General features: G+C 71.5%; 12 protein-coding genes and 1 pseudogene. 5 read left to right on the forward strand and 8 right to left on the reverse strand.

What is annotated here, in order from left to right; all coding sequences use genetic code 11:
- Window positions 1-4 precede the first annotated feature (4 nt).
- Complete coding sequence (locus ACZ6TU_RS08480; protein WP_467680787.1) at window positions 5-805, reverse strand: site-2 protease family protein; 801 nt, start codon at window positions 803-805, stop codon at window positions 5-7.
- Between the two features lie 213 nt (window positions 806-1,018).
- On the opposite strand from ACZ6TU_RS08480, the gene ACZ6TU_RS08485 reads away from it, so the two are divergent.
- Entirely contained in the window at window positions 1,019-4,288 is a 3,270-nt protein-coding gene (locus tag ACZ6TU_RS08485; protein ID WP_469547487.1) for a BTAD domain-containing putative transcriptional regulator, read from the forward strand.
- Between the two features lie 20 nt (window positions 4,289-4,308).
- Here the strand turns inward: ACZ6TU_RS08485 and ACZ6TU_RS08490 are convergent, their stop codons facing one another.
- The 3 genes from ACZ6TU_RS08490 to panB form a co-directional block, all read right to left on the reverse strand.
- Window positions 4,309-5,130 carry an ABC transporter permease gene (locus ACZ6TU_RS08490; RefSeq protein ID WP_467680791.1) on the reverse strand — a complete coding sequence of 274 codons (822 nt, stop codon included), beginning with the start codon at window positions 5,128-5,130 and terminating at the stop codon, window positions 4,309-4,311.
- Window positions 5,127-6,146 (reverse strand): ATP-binding cassette domain-containing protein, encoded by a 1,020-nt coding sequence (locus ACZ6TU_RS08495; RefSeq protein WP_467680793.1) that lies wholly within the window; start codon window positions 6,144-6,146, stop codon window positions 5,127-5,129. Before ACZ6TU_RS08495 ends, ACZ6TU_RS08490 begins: the two co-directional genes overlap by 4 nt.
- Before the next feature lie 161 nt (window positions 6,147-6,307).
- Window positions 6,308-7,183 carry a 3-methyl-2-oxobutanoate hydroxymethyltransferase gene (panB, locus tag ACZ6TU_RS08500; protein ID WP_467680795.1) on the reverse strand — a complete coding sequence of 292 codons (876 nt, stop codon included), beginning with the start codon at window positions 7,181-7,183 and terminating at the stop codon, window positions 6,308-6,310.
- Window positions 7,184-7,386: 203 nt separating this feature from the next.
- On the opposite strand from panB, the gene ACZ6TU_RS08505 reads away from it, so the two are divergent.
- The 4 genes from ACZ6TU_RS08505 (at window position 7,387) to ACZ6TU_RS08520 (ending at window position 12,264) form a co-directional block, all read left to right on the forward strand.
- On the forward strand, window positions 7,387-8,982 hold the full coding sequence (locus tag ACZ6TU_RS08505) for an MFS transporter (protein ID WP_467680797.1): 1,596 nt from the start codon (window positions 7,387-7,389) through the stop codon (window positions 8,980-8,982).
- Between the two features lie 46 nt (window positions 8,983-9,028).
- A complete protein-coding gene (locus ACZ6TU_RS08510; protein ID WP_467680799.1) occupies window positions 9,029-9,664 on the forward strand; it encodes a TetR/AcrR family transcriptional regulator in 636 nt (211 codons plus the stop codon).
- Window positions 9,665-9,840: 176 nt separating this feature from the next.
- The gene (locus ACZ6TU_RS08515; protein WP_469547490.1) at window positions 9,841-10,890 is read left to right on the forward strand and encodes an endonuclease/exonuclease/phosphatase family protein; all 1,050 of its coding nucleotides are present in this window, start codon (window positions 9,841-9,843) and stop codon (window positions 10,888-10,890) included.
- Between the two features lie 156 nt (window positions 10,891-11,046).
- Window positions 11,047-12,264, forward strand: coding sequence for an MFS transporter (locus tag ACZ6TU_RS08520; protein WP_467680803.1), 1,218 nt, complete (start codon window positions 11,047-11,049; stop codon window positions 12,262-12,264).
- Between the two features lie 195 nt (window positions 12,265-12,459).
- Here ACZ6TU_RS08520 and ACZ6TU_RS08525 read toward each other — a convergent pair whose 3' ends face one another.
- From ACZ6TU_RS08525 to ACZ6TU_RS08540, 4 genes and pseudogenes are all read right to left on the reverse strand, one after another.
- A complete protein-coding gene (locus ACZ6TU_RS08525) occupies window positions 12,460-13,026 on the reverse strand; it encodes an O-methyltransferase (protein ID WP_467680804.1) in 567 nt (188 codons plus the stop codon).
- A 36-nt stretch (window positions 13,027-13,062) separates the two neighbouring features.
- Window positions 13,063-13,752: pseudogene (locus ACZ6TU_RS08530) on the reverse strand (haloacid dehalogenase type II); the annotation flags it as partial.
- A gap of 401 nt (window positions 13,753-14,153) precedes the next feature.
- Complete coding sequence (locus ACZ6TU_RS08535) at window positions 14,154-15,911, reverse strand: NAD+ synthase (protein ID WP_467680808.1); 1,758 nt, start codon at window positions 15,909-15,911, stop codon at window positions 14,154-14,156.
- Window positions 15,912-16,002: 91 nt separating this feature from the next.
- On the reverse strand, window positions 16,003-17,946 hold the full coding sequence (locus ACZ6TU_RS08540) for a S53 family peptidase (RefSeq protein ID WP_469547493.1): 1,944 nt from the start codon (window positions 17,944-17,946) through the stop codon (window positions 16,003-16,005).
- Window positions 17,947-17,985 lie beyond the last annotated feature (39 nt).

Below are 17,985 nucleotides of genomic sequence, written 5' to 3' on the forward strand. Positions count from 1 at the left end.
CCCGTCAGGGAGCGGCCGAGCAGAACTCGTTCGAGCCCTGCCAGAAGCGGTACAGCTCCTGACCGCAGTACGTCTCGAAGTCACTGATCCCGAAAGACTTCAGGACCGAGTCGACCACGTCGAAGAACACGCCGTTGACCGCGGGCAGCCACAGCAGGGCGAACACGAACAGCAGGCCGAACGGCGCGAACGGCTCCACCTGCCGCCGGATGTTGTACGACAGCCAGGGCTCGATGACGCCGTAGCCGTCCAGGCCCGGCACCGGCAGGAAGTTCAGCAGCGCGGCCGTCACCTGGAGCAGCGCGAGGAAGGCCAGGGCGAACCGGAAGTCGCTCGGCACGCCGTCCAGCGCGTCCAGCCAGAACGGGGCCGTGCAGACCACCGCGAACAGCACGTTCGTCAGCGGGCCCGCCGCGGAGATCAGACTGTGCCGCCAGCGCCCCTGGATCCGGCCCCGCTCGATGAACACGGCCCCGCCGGGCAGCCCGATCCCGCCCATGATCACGAAGATCACCGGGAGGACGATGCTGAGCAGCGCGTGCGTGTACTTCAGCGGGTTCAGCGTGAGGTAGCCCTTCGCACCGACCGAGATGTCGCCGCTGTGCAGGGCGGTGCGCGCGTGCGCGTACTCGTGCAGACAGAGCGAGACGATCCAGGCCGCCGTCACGAAGAGGAACACGGCGACCCCGGGCTGCTGCGCGAACCCGGTCCAGGTCGCCCACCCCGTGACCGCCGTCACGGCCATGATCCCGACGAAGACGGGACTGATCCGCCGCTCACTGCGGCGGCTGGTGGCGGTGGTCATGGGACTCCCTGCACTCTCGAACACGCGATGGGACGCCCGACGGTACCGGGCGCAGGGGGAAAACGTCTCGCGCGGGGCGGTCGGTTCCGGGGGGCAGGGGCAAGAGTTCCGGGGCCGCAGGGGCATGAGGCTTCTCCCCGTGCCCATCGGCCGGCCCCGTGCGGCCCGCCGCCCCGCCGAACTCCGTGACCGGCTCTCGGCGTACCGGGGACAATGGTCCCCGTGCGCTACCGCATCCTCGGCACCACGCAGGCGCTCCGCACCGACGGCACGGTCGTTCCGGTGGGCGGGGCGCGGCTGCGTGCGCTGCTGACCGTGCTGGCCCTGCGGGCCGGCCACACCCTCCCCGTGGGGCTGCTCGTCGACGAGGTGTGGGGCGGTGATCCGCCCGCCGACGCCCCGGGGGCGCTACAGGCGCTGGTAGGGCGGTTACGGCGGGCGCTCGGGCCGGACGCGGTCACCTCGGCCGAGGGCGGGTACCGGCTCACGGCCACGCCCGACGATGTCGACCTGCACCGGTTCGAGCGGCTGGCCGGTGAGGGGCTGCGGGCCCTGACCGACGGCGACCCCGCCAAGGCGGCCGGGATCCTGGACGACGCCCTCGCCCTGTGGCGCGGGCCGGCCCTCGCCGACCTCCCCGACCGCGCCGCCGAGGCGGCCCGCCTGGACACCCGCCGCCTGGACGTGCTGCGCGCCCGTCACAGCGCCGCCCTCGCCCTCGGCCTGGCCGAGCACTCCCTGCCCGAACTGACCGCCCTGTGCGACAGCCACCCCCTGGACGAGCCCCTCCAGACCCTGCGCCTGCGCGCTCTGCGCGACGCCGGCCGCACGGCGGAGGCGCTGGACTCCTACGAGAACGTGCGACGGCTGCTCGCCGACCGGCTCGGGGTCGACCCGGGAACCGAACTGCGCGCCCTGCACACGGAGTTGCTGACCCTGGACGACGGCCCCGGAGACGCGCCCCAGCCCGCCGGCAATCTGCGCGCCCGCCTCACCTCCTTCATCGGCCGGGAAACCGACATCGAGACCATCCGGGGCGACCTCACCACAGCCCGGCTGGTGACGCTGCTCGGACCCGGCGGGGCCGGAAAGACACGGCTGTCGCAGGAGGCCGCCGAGACCGTACGGCACGCCATGCCGGGCGGTGTGTGGCTGGCCGAGCTCGCCCCGGTCGACGACCCCGCCGCCCTGCCGGAGGCCGTGCTCACCGCCGTCGGCGCCCGCGAGACCGTGCTGTACGGCGCCGGCGCCGAGGGCATCCGGGCCGCCGTCGCCGACCGGCTCGACGACCCTGTCGAGCGGCTCGCCGAGCACTGCTCCAGACCCCGCATGCTGCTGATCCTCGACAACTGCGAGCACGTCGCCGACGCCGCCGCCCGGCTCACCGAGGAACTCCTGGAGCGCTGCCCCGGCCTGACCGTCCTCGCCACCAGCCGTGAACCCCTCGGCGTGCCAGGGGAGTTGCTGCGCCCCGTGGAGCCGCTGCCCGAACCGGTCGCGCTGCGGCTGCTCGCCGACCGGGGCGCGGCGGCCCGGCCCGGCTTCCGCGTCGAGGACGACCCCGAGGCCTGCGCCGAGATCTGCCGGCGCCTCGACGGCCTGCCCCTGGCCATCGAACTCGCCGCCGCCCGGCTGCGGATGCTCACGCCGCGCCAGATCGCCGACCGGCTCGACGACCGCTTCCGCCTCCTCACCTCGGGCAGCCGCACCGTACTGCCCCGCCAGCAGACCCTCAGAGCCGTCGTCGACTGGTCCTGGGACCTCCTCGACGAGGGCGAACGGGACGTCCTGCGGCGGCTGTCGGTGTTCGCGGGCGGCTGCGACCTCCCCGCCGCCGAGGCGGTGTGCGGGCCGCTCGCCCTGGAGGCCCTCGGCTCGCTCGTCGACCGCTCCCTGGTGGTGGCCGTCCCGCCCGGCGAGTCGGCCGACGGCGAGATGCGTTACCGGCTGCTGGAGACCGTCGCCGAGTACGCCGCCGAGCGGCTGGACGAGGCCGGGCAGCGCGCCGAGGCCGAGCGCGCCCATCTGACGTACTTCCGCGAACTCGCCCGCGTCACCGACCCGCTGCTGCGCGGCTCGGGCCAGCTCACCGCCATCCATCGGCTGGAGCGGGAGTACGAGAACGTGCGCACCGCCCTGCGCCACGCCGTCGCCCTGCGCGACGAGCAGGAGGCACTGTGCCTGGCGCTGTCCCTCGTCTGGTACTGGCAGATGCGCGACCTGCGCATCGAGGCCCGCAACTGGTGCCGCGAGGTCATGGCCCTCGGCCCCGACCCCTTCACCGAGCCCGTCCGCAGCGCCGCCCCGGTCTGGCAGCGCTGCACCGACGCCCCGCCCCCCATGACCGGCGAGGTCCTGTGGGAGGCCCGGCGCGGCATCCACCTGGCCCATCTCGCCTGTATGGACACCGAACTGGACGCCTGGCAGAACCCCCGGTCCCAGCAGAAGCTGCGGACCATCGCCCGGACCTACGAACCCGGCCTCCCGCAGAACTGCCGGCTCCCCGGCCTGCTCTGGTTCTTCGCCGTGATGCTGACCGGCGACATGGACCGGCTGCGCGTCATCATCGACGCCTCCATCCGCACCTGCCGGGAGACCCCCGGCTTTGAATGGGAGCTGGCCTCCTGCCTCCAGATGCGGGCCAACTTCCTCGCCAACCGCACCGACTGGGCGGGCGACGCCGCCCGTGACGCCGACGAGTCGCTGGAGATCTACCGGCGCCTCGGCGACGCCTGGGGCACCGCCGAGGCCCTCTCCGCGCGCGCCGAGGCCCGCGAGCGCAAGGGCGACTACGCGAGGGCCGCCGCCGACTACGAGGCGGCCATCGGGCACGCCGAACACCTCGGCGCCCGCGCCCAGGCGGCCGTCCTCGGTGCCCGGCTGGGCAGCGCGCTGCTGGAGGCGGGCGAGGGCGAACGCGGCGAGCGGCTGCTGCGTGAGGTGATCGCCCAGCACGAGGACTCGCACAGTGAGGCCATGCCCGCCGCCCGCCTCTTCCTGGCCGGCCGGCTCGGCACGACGGGCCGCGTCCCGGAGGCGCGCGAGCATCTGCGGCGGCTGCGCCAGGACTTCCGGATCGCCCACTTCATCGTCTTCGACGCCTACATCCTCGGCGTGGAGGCGTGGCTGGACGCAACGGAGGGACGGTACGAGGAGTGCCTGGACCGGATCCGTAAGGCGCTGGAGCGGGCCGCCGACCCGCTGTCCGAGGCCATCACGCCCCATATGCGCTCGGGGTACCTGATCATCGGTGCCTGGGCCCTGGCCGCTCTCGACGGCGGGCGGCGCGCCGTGGACGCGGCCCGTTGCCTGGGCGCCTTCGACGCCCGGCTGCCACCCGACCACGTCGCCCAGCGCCAGGAGCGCGAGGCCCGCGAACAGGCGGAACGGCGCGCGCGTGCGGCCCTCGGCGACACGGCGTACGACGCCGCGTACGCGGAAGGCGGCGGCCTCTCCATCGAGGAGGCCACCGCCCTCGTCTGACGCGGACCGGCCGCGACCGGTCAGCTCTTCGTGCGGAACTTGTGGATCGCGACGGGCGCCATCAGCGCCGTGATCGCCACCGACCAGCCGAGCGTCACCCACAGGTCGTGCGCGACCGGCCCGCCGACCATCAGACCGCGCGCGGCGTCCGCCAGCGTGGACAGCGGGTTGTAGTCGGTGAAGGCCTGCAGCCAGCCCGGCATCGACGTCGTCGGCGCGAAGATCGACGAGCCGAACTGGAGCGGGAACAGCACCAGGAAGCCCATCGCCTGCACGGACTGCGCGTTCTTCAGGATCACGCCCAGGGTGAGGAACACCCACATGATCGACGAGGCGAACGCGGTGGACAGCGCCACGGTCGCGAGCAGCCCCGGCCAGCTGGTGATCTCGAACCCGACCGCGACGGCGACGATCATCAGCACGGCGGTCGCGAACAGCATCCGCAGCAGCTCCACCGAGATCTTCGCGAAGAGCACCGAGCCGCGCCCGATCGGCAGGGACCGGAAACGGTCCATGACACCGGAGTTGAAGTCCTGGCTGAAGCCGGTGCCGACGCCCTGGGACAGCGTCATGCTCATCATCGCGATCATGCCGGGGATCACGTACTGCACGTACCGGTCCTGCCCGCCGCCCAGTGCCTGCCCGATCGATCCGCCGAAGACGAACACGAACAGCAGGGTGAAGACGACCGGCATGAACAGCGCGTCGGCCATCGACTCCGGGTCCTTGCGGATCCACAGCAGGTTGCGGCGGATCAGGGCCCCGGTGTGGCGCAGGTGGCCGCGCAGCGAGATACGGGCGTCCGCCTCGACGTGGTCGAGGGGAACGGTGGCGGCGCTCATACGGCGACCTCCTGACGGTCTTCGGCGGGCACGGCGTCCTGCGGGGCACTGGCGCGGTGGCCGGTGAGGGACAGGAACACCTCGTCCAGGCTGGGGAGTTCGGTGGTGACGGAGGAGAGGGTGATGCCGCGCGCGGTGACCGCGCCGACCACGGCGGTCAGCTGCTCGTCGCTGAGGATCGGCACGAGGACGTCACCCCGGTCGGTGTCCACGGTCGTGGTGGCGAGCCCGGTGATCCCCAGCTCGTCAAGCGTGGCGGCGAGGGGCCGCAGGTGCACCGGATCGGCCGGGCGGATCCGCAGTGCCCGGCCGCCGACCTTCGCCTTCAGCTCCTCGATGGCGCCGTTCGCGATGACCTGACCACGGTCGACGACCGTCAGCTCGGAGGCGAGCTGCTCGGCCTCCTCCATGTACTGGGTGGTGAGCAGCACGGTGACCCCGTCGCCGACCATGCGCTTCACCTCGTCCCACACCTCGTTGCGGGTGCGCGGGTCGAGCCCGGTGGTCGGCTCGTCCAGGAAGAGCACGGCCGGCTGCCCGATCATGGACGCGGCCAGGTCCAGCCGCCGCCGCATACCTCCGGAGTACGTCGCCGCCGGCCGCTTGGCCGCCTCGGTCAGCGAGAAGCGCTCCAGCATCTCGTCGGCCCGGCTGCGGGCGTCCTTGCGGGGCAGGTCGAGCAGCCGCCCGATCATGTACAGGTTCTCCCAGCCCGAGAGCTTCTCGTCCACGGAGGCGTACTGTCCCGTGAGCCCGATCACCCGCCGCAGGTGCCGGGGCTGCCGTACGACGTCGTATCCGGCGACGGTGGCCTGACCCGTGTCGGGGGCGAGCAGGGTGGACAGGATCCGTACGAGGGTCGTCTTCCCGGCTCCGTTCGGCCCGAGGACGCCCATCACGGTGCCCTCCCGCACATCCAGGTCGACCCCGTCCAGTGCCTTGGTCTCGCCGTAGTGCTTCACCAGCCCCCGCACGGTCACAGCGGCGCCGCCGGTGTTCTTGTCGATTCGCGTCATGCCCCTGACGGTGTCAGCTCCCACCGACAAATCACCGACAGACCGCTGACAGCCCTTGTCGGTGGTCCCGGCCGCGGTCCCGGCAAGGGGACAGCCCGTCGACGGGGGAAGATCGACGGGCTGTCCGTGGTACCGCTATGGCTCTGGTGGACGGAGTGTTCCTAGTGGACGGAGTGCTCCTGCAGCGGGAACGTTCCGCCCACCACGTCCTCGGCGAACGCCTTCGCCGCGTTGCCCATGACCGCACGCAGATCGGCGTACTGCTTCACGAACTTGGGCACGCGCCCACCGGTCAGACCCAGCATGTCGGTCCACACCAGCACCTGGGCGTCCGTCTCGGCCCCCGCCCCGATCCCGACGGTCGGAATGTGCAGCACTCGCGTCACCTCGGCCGCCAGCTCCGCCGGAACCAGCTCCAGCACCACGGCGAACGCACCCGCGTCCTGCACGGCCTTCGCGTCCCGCAGCAGCTGCTGGGCCGCCTCCTCGCCCCGCCCCTGCACGCGATAGCCCATCGAGTTGACGGACTGCGGGGTCAGGCCGATGTGTGCCATGACCGGGATGCCGGACTCGACGAGCAGCCGGATCTGCTCGTGCGACCGCTCGCCCCCCTCCAGCTTCACGGCCTGCACGCCCGCCTCCTTCACCAGCCGGGTCGCCGAGCGCAGTGCCTGCACCGGACCCTCCTGGTAGGAGCCGAAGGGCAGGTCGCCGACGATCAGGGCGCGCGAGGTGCCCCGTACGACCGCCGCCGACAGCATGGTCATCTCGTCGAGGGTGACGGGCACGGTCGTCTCGTACCCGAGGTGGCAGTTGCCCGCCGAGTCGCCGACGAGCATGACCGGGATCCCGGCCTCGTCGAAGACGGACGCGGTCATGGCGTCGTACGCGGTGAGCATGGGCCACTTCTCGCCGCGCTCCTTGGCGGCGGCGATGTCCCGCACGGTGATGCGGCGGGTGCCCTTGCCTCCGTACAGCGTCTTGCCGCCGTCGGAGGCCTTCTTCCGATCAGTCTGGGCAGCCGGAAGCTGCGTCATTGCACGGCTCCTAACACGTCATCTCGAGGCGCCCTGACGGCGTCCCCGGACCACGTCCATGGTGGCACCTCGTGTCATCCAGGGCTAGGGGAGCCCCTGTGAGTTCCGCTCCCGGCATCCTGGAGCACAGTGCACGTAAGGGCTCGGTAAAAGTATTTCAATACGAGACGGTCTCGTATTGAAATGGTCCTAGGGTCGATGGCATGACCACTCCTGCCGACCGTGCCGCCCCCACCGGCCCTCGCATACCGGAAGCGGTGCACCGGCGCCGATGGGCGATCCTCGGCGTGCTGATGCTCAGCCTGCTGATCGTCGTACTGGACAACTCGATCCTGAACGTCGCCATCAAGACGATCTCCACCCCCGCCCCGACCGGCCTGGGGGCCACGCAGAGCGAGCTGGAGTGGGCGATCAACGCCTACACCCTCGTCTTCGCGGGCCTGCTGTTCACCGCCGGGCTGCTGGGGGACCGGCTGGGACGCAAGAAGGTGCTGCTCGGCGGACTCGCCGTGTTCGGCATCGGCTCGGCGCTCGCCGCCTTCTCCGGCTCCCCGGGCGAGCTCATCGCCTTCCGGGCCGTCATGGGCCTCGGCGCCGCGTTCGTCATGCCGGCCACCCTCGCCGTCCTCATGCACGTCTTCGAGCGCGAGGAGCAGCCGAAGGCCATCGGCATCTGGGCCGGCGGCGTGGGCCTCGCCATCGCCATCGGCCCGATCACCGGCGGCGTGCTCCTCGACCACTTCTGGTGGGGCTCGGTCTTCCTCGTCAACGTGCCGATCGTGCTGCTCGCGCTCGCGCTGATGCTGTGGCTGGTGCCCGACTCCCGCGACCCGAAGCCCGGCCGCATCGACCCGGTCGGCGTCGTGCTGTCCGTCGTCGGCCTGGTGCTGCTCGTCTACGGCATCATCAAGGGCGGCCAGCTCGCCGACTTCACCGACGCCACGGTGCTGTCGACGATCGGCGCCGGTCTCGCCGTGCTCGTCGCCTTCGTGGTGTTCGAGAAGCGCACCGACCACCCGTCCATCGACGTCACGTACTTCAAGAACAAGGTCTTCTCGGCCGCCATCGCCGCCATAGCGCTGGTCTTCTTCGCGCTGATGGGTGTGACCTTCTTCTCGGTCTTCTACACGCAGAGCGTGCGCGGCTACTCGCCGCTCCAGACCGGTCTGCTGATGCTGCCGCTGGCCGCCGCCCAGATGATCTTCGCACCGCGCGCCCGGCTGCTGGTCGACCGCTTCGGCAACAAGGCCACCACGACCGCCGGCATGCTGGTCATCGCCGCGATGCTGGCCGCCTTCGCCACGCTGGACGCCGACACGCCCATCTGGATCCTGGAAGTGATCTTCTTCCTGATGGGTACCGGCATGGCGCACATCATGACGCCGGTCAGCGTCGTCATCATGCAGGCACTGCCCCGCGAGAAGGCCGGCTCGGCCTCCGCCCTCAGCAACACCTTCCGGCAGGTCGGCGGCGCCCTCGGCATCGCCGTCCTCGGCTCGGTGCTGTCCACGGCGTACCGCACGGGCATCGAGGACGAGCTCGGCCGGCTTCCGTCGGCCGTCCGGCACACCGCGGGGGAGTCCATCGAGGCCACCCTCGGCGTCGCCGCGAAGCTGGGCCCGCAGGGCAAGGCCCTGGTCACCCCGGCCTACGACGCGTTCCTGCACGCGATGCACGTCACCGCCCTGTGGGGAGCGGGCGTCGCACTGATCGGCGCGGTCGTCGTGGCGCTGTTCCTGCCCGGCAGGCAGCCGGAGCCCCGGGAGGGGGAGAGGGAGTTGTCGGACGCGCCGTCGTAGACCTGCGAGAGTCATTCCCATCCTGCCCCGGAAAGGACAGAGCGACGTGAACCTCGCCGAACGGCACTCCCGGCCGGACGGCCCCTCGAGGGGCCGCCCCAGAAGCGAGGCCGTCGAGCGCGCCATCATCGAGGGCGTGATGAGGCTTCTGGAGGAGGGCGTGCCCCTCGCGGAGCTGTCCATCGAGCGCGTCGCCCGCACCGCCGGCGTCGGCAAGGCCACCATCTACCGCCGCTGGAGCGGCAAGGAGGAACTCTTCGCCGACGTCCTGCGCGCCGCCGAACCCCCCGGCCCCCCGCTCCCCGGCACCTCCATGCGCGACGACCTCGTCGTCCTGCTGGAACAGGCGCGCCGGCGCGGCCTGGCCAACCGCTCGTCGGCGATCCTTACCAACGTGCACGCCCAGATGAAGAGCAGCCCGAAGATCTGGGCGGCGTACGAGGCCACCGTCCTCGCACCGCGACGCCGGCTCGGCCTGGAGATCCTGCGCCGGGGGCAGGAGAACGGCGAACTGCGCACGGACGTCGACATCGAACTGCTGAGCGACATGTTCATCGGTCCCGTGCTCGTGCGCTCCGTCCTGCGCCCGGACGCCGACCTCCCCGACGACCTCGCCGCCCAGGTCGTCGACGCACTCCTCGAAGGCCTACGACCCGTCAGTTCCGCTGCTCAGCGGCCCTAGTGTGCGCGTTTCGTCACAGACGGCGCTTACTCCGGGCCGGATCGGAACTTCCCCCACGGGCTCGATCGTCCTCGCCCCCGTACGGCCGTCGAGGGACGGCAGGAACGGGACGGATCATCCCCTAGGGTCGTAGACACGGGGGCGATGGTGTGCACGGCAGGCAGTGAGGCGACGGTATGGCGCAGCAGGCGTACATGACGGAGACGGACAACGGCGGCTCGGGGCACGAGCCCCGGGGAAACCGGCTTCGGCGCCTGTTCGACCGGCTGCTCGGCGGCCGGCGCGGCGACCGGCGGATCTGGCGGCGTGGCGTTCTCGTGGCCACGTGCGCGGTGCTGCTGGCCGTGGTCATGCTGCTGCACTCACGCATCCCGAACACGATCGGCAACCTGGGCAGCCTCGTCGAGACGTTCCTGCCCTGGCTCGGCCTCTTCGTCCCGGTGCTGCTCATCCTCGCCGTGGTCCGCAAGTCCGCGACCGCCCTGATCGCGGTGCTGCTGCCGGCGATGGTCTGGCTGAACCTCTTCGGCGGCCAGCTCACCGACAAGACCGCCACCGGCGGCGACCTCACCGTGGCCACGCACAACGTCAACGCGGACAACCCGGACCCGGCCGGTACCGCCCGTGACGTGGCCGCCTCCGGCGCGGACGTGGTGGCCCTGGAGGAGCTGACGCCGGACGATGTCCCGACGTACGAGCAGTCGCTGGACTCGACGTACCCGTACCACTCGGTGCAGGGCACGGTCGGGGTGTGGAGCAAGTACCCGCTGACCGGCGTGCGGGCCGTCGACATCGACTTGGGCTGGACGCGGGCGATGCGCGCCACCGTGACCGCCCCGGCCGGGCAGGTCGCGGTCTACGTCGCCCACCTGCCCTCGGTGCGCGTGAAGATGGAGGCCGGGTTCACGGCCCGGCAGCGCGACCGGAGCGCCGACTTCCTGGGCGAGGCCATCGCCCACGAACCGCTGAAGAACGTCGTACTGCTCGGCGACCTGAACGGCACGATGAACGACCGCGCGCTCAACGCCGTCACCTCCCAGATGCGTTCCGCGCAGGGCGCCGCCGGCAACGGCTTCGGGTTCAGCTGGCCGGCGTCGTTCCCGATGGCGCGCATCGACCAGATCATGGTCAGGGGCCTGAAGCCGGAGAGCTCGTGGACCCTCCCGCAGACGGGCAGTGACCATCTTCCCATCGCGGCCCGTGTGAGTGTCACCACAGGCGGCTGAGGAAAACCGCAGCTCAGGTCCTGTTCGGCTGGGTCCGGCAACCGAGGGTTCACCTCTCGGCGACCTCGCGGAATAGTCGGCCTGCGAGACTTTGTTCCGTACTTGAACATACGAAGTCGCAAGTACGAATCCCCGTAAGTCTCGAAAGGCTCCCTCATGCCCCTGGCCCTGCTCGCCCTCGCCGTGGGCGCCTTCGGCATCGGTACCACCGAGTTCGTGATGATGGGGCTGCTGCCCGACGTCGCGGACGACCTGAACATCTCGATACCCAGCGCCGGCCATCTGGTGTCGGCGTACGCGCTGGGCGTCGTCATCGGCGCCCCGCTGCTGGCGGCGGTCACCGCCAAGATGTCCCGCCGCACGGTCCTCATCGGCCTGATGGGGCTGTTCGTCGCGGGCAACGCGCTGTCGGCCCTCGCTCCCGACAACGGCTGGCTGCTGGCGGCCCGCTTCCTGAGCGGTCTGCCGCACGGCGCCTTCTTCGGCGTCGGCGCCGTCGTCGCGACGAACATGGTCGCGCCCGAGCGCAAGGCGCGCTCGGTCTCCCTGATGTTCCTCGGCCTGACGGTCGCGAACGTCGCGGGCGTGCCCGTCGCCACCCTCATGGGGCAGCACTTCGGCTGGCGAGCGACCTTCCTCGGCGTCAGCGCCATCGGTCTGGCGGCGATCGCCGCGCTCGCGTACCTGATCCCGCACGACCACGAGCACACCACCGCGAAGGGCCTGCGCGGCGAACTGGCCGCCCTGCGCTCCGTCCCGGTCTGGCTGTCGCTCGGCACGACGGTCGCGGGCTTCGGCGCCCTCTTCGCGGCCTACAGCTACATCACGCCCATGCTCACGGACGCCGCCGGTTACGCCGGCGCCAGCGTGACCCTGCTGCTGGCCCTGTTCGGCGTCGGCGCGACCGCCGGCAACCTGCTGGGCGGCCGCCTGGCCGACCACTCCCTGCGGGGCACGCTGTTCGGCGGCCTGGGCGCTCTGGTGGCGGTGCTGGCGCTGTTCCCGCTCCTGATGCGCACGGAACTCACCGCAGCCGTCGCCGTGATCCTGCTCGGCATGGCGGCCTTCGCCACCGGCTCCCCGCTCCAGCTGATGGTCATGGACAAGGCCGCGTCGGCTCCGTCCCTGGCCTCCTCCGCCAACCAGGCCGCCTTCAACCTGGCCAACGCCGGCGGCGCCTGGATCGGCGGCCTCGCCCTGGCCGCGGGTTTCGGGGTCACCTCCCCGGCCCTGGCCGGTGCGGCCCTGGCCGTGCTCGGCCTCGGCGTGGCGTCGCTGGCGTACGCGGTGGACCGGCGCAGTGCGCCGGCCGGCGGGCGCGAGCGGGTCGTGGCCGGCCATGTCCCGCAGGAGGCGGAAGCGGTGCACCACTGAACGAGGCCGGTGTGCCGGCGCTGTGACTCGGGCGGCGGTCCGCGGGTGTGTACCTGCGGACTGCCGCTCTGTGCGTACGGGGCCGCCGCGTCTGCTTCTGCGCAGGGGCCGCCGCGCACGGCGACCGAGAGGGCCCGGCAGGTTGGTCTCCCGCTTCGGCGCACGGGGAAGGCAACGCCACAGAACCTCTCGTGGTCAGGCGCGACGTGCCGCCACAACCGCCGAACTGGAGGGCGTGGTGAGGACTTCGGTGGCGTCCAGGCTCGGGTGGGTGAGGTAGAAGAGGCGGAGCTCGTCCACCTCGCCCTCGAACCGGGGCGGCCAGTCGGCCGACGGGGTGAAGTCGTCCAGGACGAGAAGGCCGCCGGGTGCCAGCAGTTCGACGACCCGTTCGGGGGCGTCCCGCTTGCCTCCGCCGTCACAGAAGAAGACATCGAACGGGGCGTGCCGCTCAAGCAGCCGCCAGTCCCCGGTCAGCACACTGACGCGGTCGTCGTCCGAGAAGACACCGGCCGCCCGCCGGGCCAGCTCCTCGTCACGCTCCACGGTGACGAGACGCGCACCGGCCCCGAGACCACTGTGCAGCCAGGCGGTGCCCACGCCCGAGCCGGTGCCGCTCTCGGCGACGACCCCGCCGGGCTTGGCGGCGGCGGCCAGCCTGAGCAGCCTGCCCACTTCAGGAATGCAGCTCTTGGTGAACCCCGCCTCGGCGGCGATCCGCTCCGCGGCCACCACACGGTCCGGAACCACACGCTCTGCCATGATCAGCCCCCTGTCAGTGTCAGCCGACGCTACCTGACCACTCCTCAGCGAGCTGACCAGCTGGCCGAGTTCGTCGAACCGCCAGTCGAAGGCATCGGCGCTCGTCGGCGGGTCCCCGACCGGCCGGTCAACATAGGCGGTCCGCATGCCGACCGCCTGCGCTCCACGGAGGTCCCAGGCGTGGGCGGCCACCATGAGTACGCGTTCCGGCGGACAGCCGGCGGCGTCGACGGCGAGCCGGTAGACCTCCGGCGCCGGCTTGTACGCCTGGACGGCTTCGGCGGACAGGGCCTGGTGCCAGCGCAGCCCGGCGTGTGCGTTGAGGTGCAGCAGCGCCGTGCGACCGGCGTTGGAGAGCCCGATCACAGGGAACCACCGTGCCAGCCGCCCGATACCGGCGACGGAGTCGGGCCAGGGCGGCAGCCGCTGACCCGCTGTGGCCAACCGGGCGATGGTCGCGGGGTCGGAGAGTCCGACCCGGCCGGCCACGCGCCGCGCGGCTTCCGCGTCGATGGTCTCGGTGCCGACGTACGCGCGGAGTCCTTGCCGGATGCGTCGCTGTTCGAGCTCGCTGTGCTGTTGCCACAACGTGAGCAGGCCGTCGGCAGCCGCCTCGTCCGACGCGGGTACGGCTTCGCGAATCGCCGCTCGAAGTCCCCTGGGCTCGTCGACGAGTGTGCCGAGGACATCGAAGACGACGACCTCGATGTCGCGGATCTCGGTCACGCGTCCTCCCGGCTTCGAGCTGTCGAAGTCACCACTCAAGGGAGTGACGATGTTGTCACCGTCCATGTCACCGGTCAAGACGGTGACGCAGACCTCACGTTCGTGAGCGGCAACGCGGCCCTCGACCTCGCCGGCACCGTCCTGTCGCGCCGAGACGACTCCGTGGACCTCCTGGGGTGACGGCAGACGAGCCAACCTTCGAGACCGCACTGTCACTGCGAGAGGCGGTCTGCCGACTGGCTCTCGACCGCCGCTTCGACCCGGGCAGCCTCGCCGTCGTCGACGACACGGCCGCCGGGCCGGTGTGCGGTTTCAATGAGTGCGGCAACCGGGTCGAGGCGGCGGCCTGTCGGGCACGGAGACGGGGCTCTGCCCGCCCTGCGCGGCGGCGCGAGAGGACGTCAGAGCGACTCCCGCCACCCGTTCGTGATCGGCAGTCGCCGGTCCTTGCCGAAGCCCTTCGCCGAGATCTTCGTCCCCGGCGGGTACTGCCGCCGCTTGTACTCCGCCGTGTCGACCATGCGCAGGGTCTTCGTGACCAGCGCCCGGTCATAACCGGCCGCGACGATCTCGTCGGCGCCCCGGTCCTGGTCGACGTACAGCTCCAGGATCGCGTCCAGCACCGGGTAGTCGGGGAGCGAGTCCGTGTCCACCTGGCCCGGGCGGAGTTCCGCGCTCGGGGGCTTGGTGATGGAGTTCTCGGGGATCGGCGGGGTCTGGCCGCGTTCCCGGGCGGCCCGGTTGCGCCACTCGGAGAGGCGGAAGATCGACGTCTTGTAGACGTCCTTGATGGGGCCGTAGGCGCCGACCGAGTCGCCGTAGAGCGTGGAGTAGCCGACCGCCAGTTCCGACTTGTTGCCGGGGGCCAGGACGATGTGGCCCTCCTGGTTGGAGATGGCCATGAGCAGCGTGCCGCGCAGGCGCGACTGGAGGTTCTCCTCCGCCAGGCCCGACAGGCCCAGCGCGCCCATGTACGCGTCGAACATCGGCTCGATGGCGACCGTGCGGTAGTTCAGACCGGTGCGGCGGGCCAGTTCCGCCGCGTCGTCCTTGGAGTGGTCCGAGGAGTACTTCGACGGCATCGACACGCCGTACACGTTCTGCGCGCCCACCGCGTCGCACGCGATCGCCGCGACCAGCGACGAGTCGATGCCGCCCGACAGGCCGATCAGGACCGACTTGAAGCCGTTCTTCGCGACGTACGCCCGCAGGCCCACGACCAGCGCCGAGTAGACCTCCTCGTCGTCGTCCAGGCGGTCCGCGTAGCCACCGGTGAGCTCGGGCTCGTACGGCGCCAGAGGCTTCTCCGACAGGACCACCCGGTCGATGCGCAGGCCGTCGTCCACACGCTGTCCATTGGCGACTCCGTCGCGGGCCGCCGGCAGGTCCAGGTCCAGGACGACGCAGCCCTCGGCGAACTGCGGTGCCCGTGCCACGACCTCGCCGTCCTTGTCCACGACGATCGAGTCACCATCGAACACCAGCTCGTCCTGGCCGCCGATCATGGCGAGGTACGCCGTGGTGCAGCCGGCCTCCTGGGCCCGCTTGCGGACCAGCTCCAGGCGCGTGTCGTCCTTGTTGCGCTCGTAGGGCGAGGCGTTGATCGAGACCAGCAGGCCCGCCTGCGCCGAGCACGCCGCGGGGACACGGCCGCCGTCCTGCCAGAGGTCCTCACAGATGGCCAGGGCGACATCCACGCCGTGGACGCGCAGGACCGGCATGCTGTCGCCGGGCACGAAGTAGCGGAACTCGTCGAAGACGCCGTAGTTCGGCAGGTGGTGCTTGGCGAAGTTCAGGACCACCTCGCCGCCGTACAGCACCGCCCCCGCGTTCTGTGGCGCGCCGGCCGGCTGGCCGTACTTCGGCTGGGCGGTCGCGCAGCGGTCGAGGTAGCCGACGATCACCGGCAGGTCACCGAAACCCTCGTCGGCCAGGCGGGCGGCAAGGCTCCGCAGCGCCGCCCGGGAGGCCTCCACGAAGGACGACCTGAGGGCCAGGTCCTCGACGGGATACCCGGTCAGCGCCATCTCGGGGAACGCCACGAGATGCGCTCCCTGCTCGGCGGAGTGCCGGGTCCAGCGGACGATCGACTCGGTGTTCCCGGCGAGGTCGCCGACGCTCGAGTCGATCTGGTTCAGGGCGAGACGTAGTTGAGGCACGGGCCCAGTGTAATCGTCAGAGCGACGCAATGGGGTGGTGTGGGTCACCCCACACCACCCCTCTCCCCTTGCGGAGGTCAACGTGCGGTAATCAGCGGCGCCGGTACGACTCCACGTAACTGCTCGCGGGCGTGCCCACGCCGGTGACGTCGTCGTAGCCCCTCACGGCGGACAGCGAGCTGTCCTTGCCCAGGCTGCGCACGGACGTGGCCAGGCCGCCCGTGGCGTCGTAGCCGTTCACGAAGTCGACGCGGGCCACGGCCAGGCCGGAGCCCGTCGGGTTGTCGGTGACGTCGTGGTAGGACTTCGAGCCGGCCTTCGCGTAGATCGCCGGGTTGGCGAAGCCGATCGGCTTGCCGCCGCGGGCCTCCTGGGCCAGGGCCTGGATGGCCGCGATGGTCGGCGCGGCGAGCGAGGTGCCGCCGATCCGGTACTCGCTGTACGCCTGCGTCCTGCCGTCGGGCAGGGTCTGGGTCTGGCCGACCAGGAAGCCGGTGTTCGGGTCGGCGATCGCCGCGATGTCCGGGACGACGCGGTTGCCGTCCGAGCTGTTGGCCTTCGCCAGTGCGCCCGGTACGACGCCCTTCTGGTACGAGGGCTCGGCGACGGTCCTGCTGGTGCCGCCGCCCGCGCCGGAGGTGAACGCGCCCGGGAAGTCCGTCCAGCTCTTGCCGTCGGACGACAGGGTCGCCTTCTCGGTGCCCCAGCCGGTCTCCCACAGGTACGTGTCGTTCTTGCCGACGGCCAGCGAGGTGCCGCCGACGGCGGTCACCCACGCCGAGTTGGCCGGGGAGTCGACCTGCTTCGTCCCGGAACTGGCGACCTCGTCGCCGTCGTCGCCGGAGGAGAAGTAGAAGCCGATGCCCTCGACCGCGCCCAGCTGGAAGACCTGGTCGTAGGCCGCCGCGAGATCGGGAGTCTGCGCGGCCTCGACCTCGCCCCAGGAGTTGGAGACGATGTCGGCCAGGTGGTGGTCGACGACCTTGCCGAGCGCGTCGAGCAGGTCGCTGTCGTTGCAGGACGCGGCGCCCACGTAGGTGACGTCCGAGGCCGGCGCGACCGCGTGCACGGCCTCGACGTCCAGGGTCTCCTCGCCGTACCAGCCGGAGGCCGAGCAGTTCTTGGTGTCGGTGTACTTCTTGGGCAGCACCTGGTGCAGCTGGCCGGTCTTCCAGGCCGCGTCGCCGTGCTTGCCGGCGTAGGTCGCCGAGTCGTAGGCGATCGTCGGCGAGGCGTACGCGTCCGTGATGGCGACCCGGACGCCCTTGCCGGTGCGCGTGCCCGCGCCGTAGGCGGCCCGCAGCTGCTTGCCGGTGTAGCCCTTGACCACGTACGGGATCTTCGTGCCGTACGCGTCCGGCAGCGTGCTCGCGGTCTTCGAGCCGTAGTACGAGGAGAACGGCCCGGCGTTGCGGAACACGGTGTCCGGCGGCGGCAGCTGGTCGTCGTGCGTGACCATGTGCGGGGCGTTGTCCAGGCCGGTGACGGTCAGCACGGCGTCGGCCAGGCTCGCCGGCACGGAGGCGGTGCTCGCCGGGGCGCGGTAGGTCTTCGAGCCCTTGGCGAAGTTGTGCAGCTGGGCGCCGAACGCCTTCTCCGCGGCGGCCACGTCACCGGTGACGGAGACGTAGTGCGCCGTGACGCCGGTGACCTTCAGGCCGGCGGCCGTCAGCCAGGCCTTCACCGCCGCCACCTGGGCCTTGGTCGCGCCGAAGCGTGCCTGCGCCTGCTTGGCGGTCAGGTACTTGCCGTACGAGGCCGACGCCGGGTCGGAGACGGCCTTGGCGTACGCGGCGAGGCCGGCCGCGTCGCGACCCCGGAGATAGACCCGGGCCGACATCCCGGCGCCGTCGGAGGCGGCACCCTTGTCGGCCCTGGCCGTGGCCCACGCGGGCTTGGTCCCGGCGAGCAGGTCGCGGAGCGGGTGGTCGGCGGCGTGCGCCGCGGGTATGCCGAGCGCCAGCGCACCGGCGAGCATCGGCAGTGTCGCTGCCATGCTCAGCCCGGCGCGCACCTTGGCGCGGTTGGATCTCATGGAACCCCCTGTGCGGTTCGTCGCGAGTGGATCACTCGA

Source organism: Streptomyces sp. NPDC052064, from assembly GCF_055585925.1.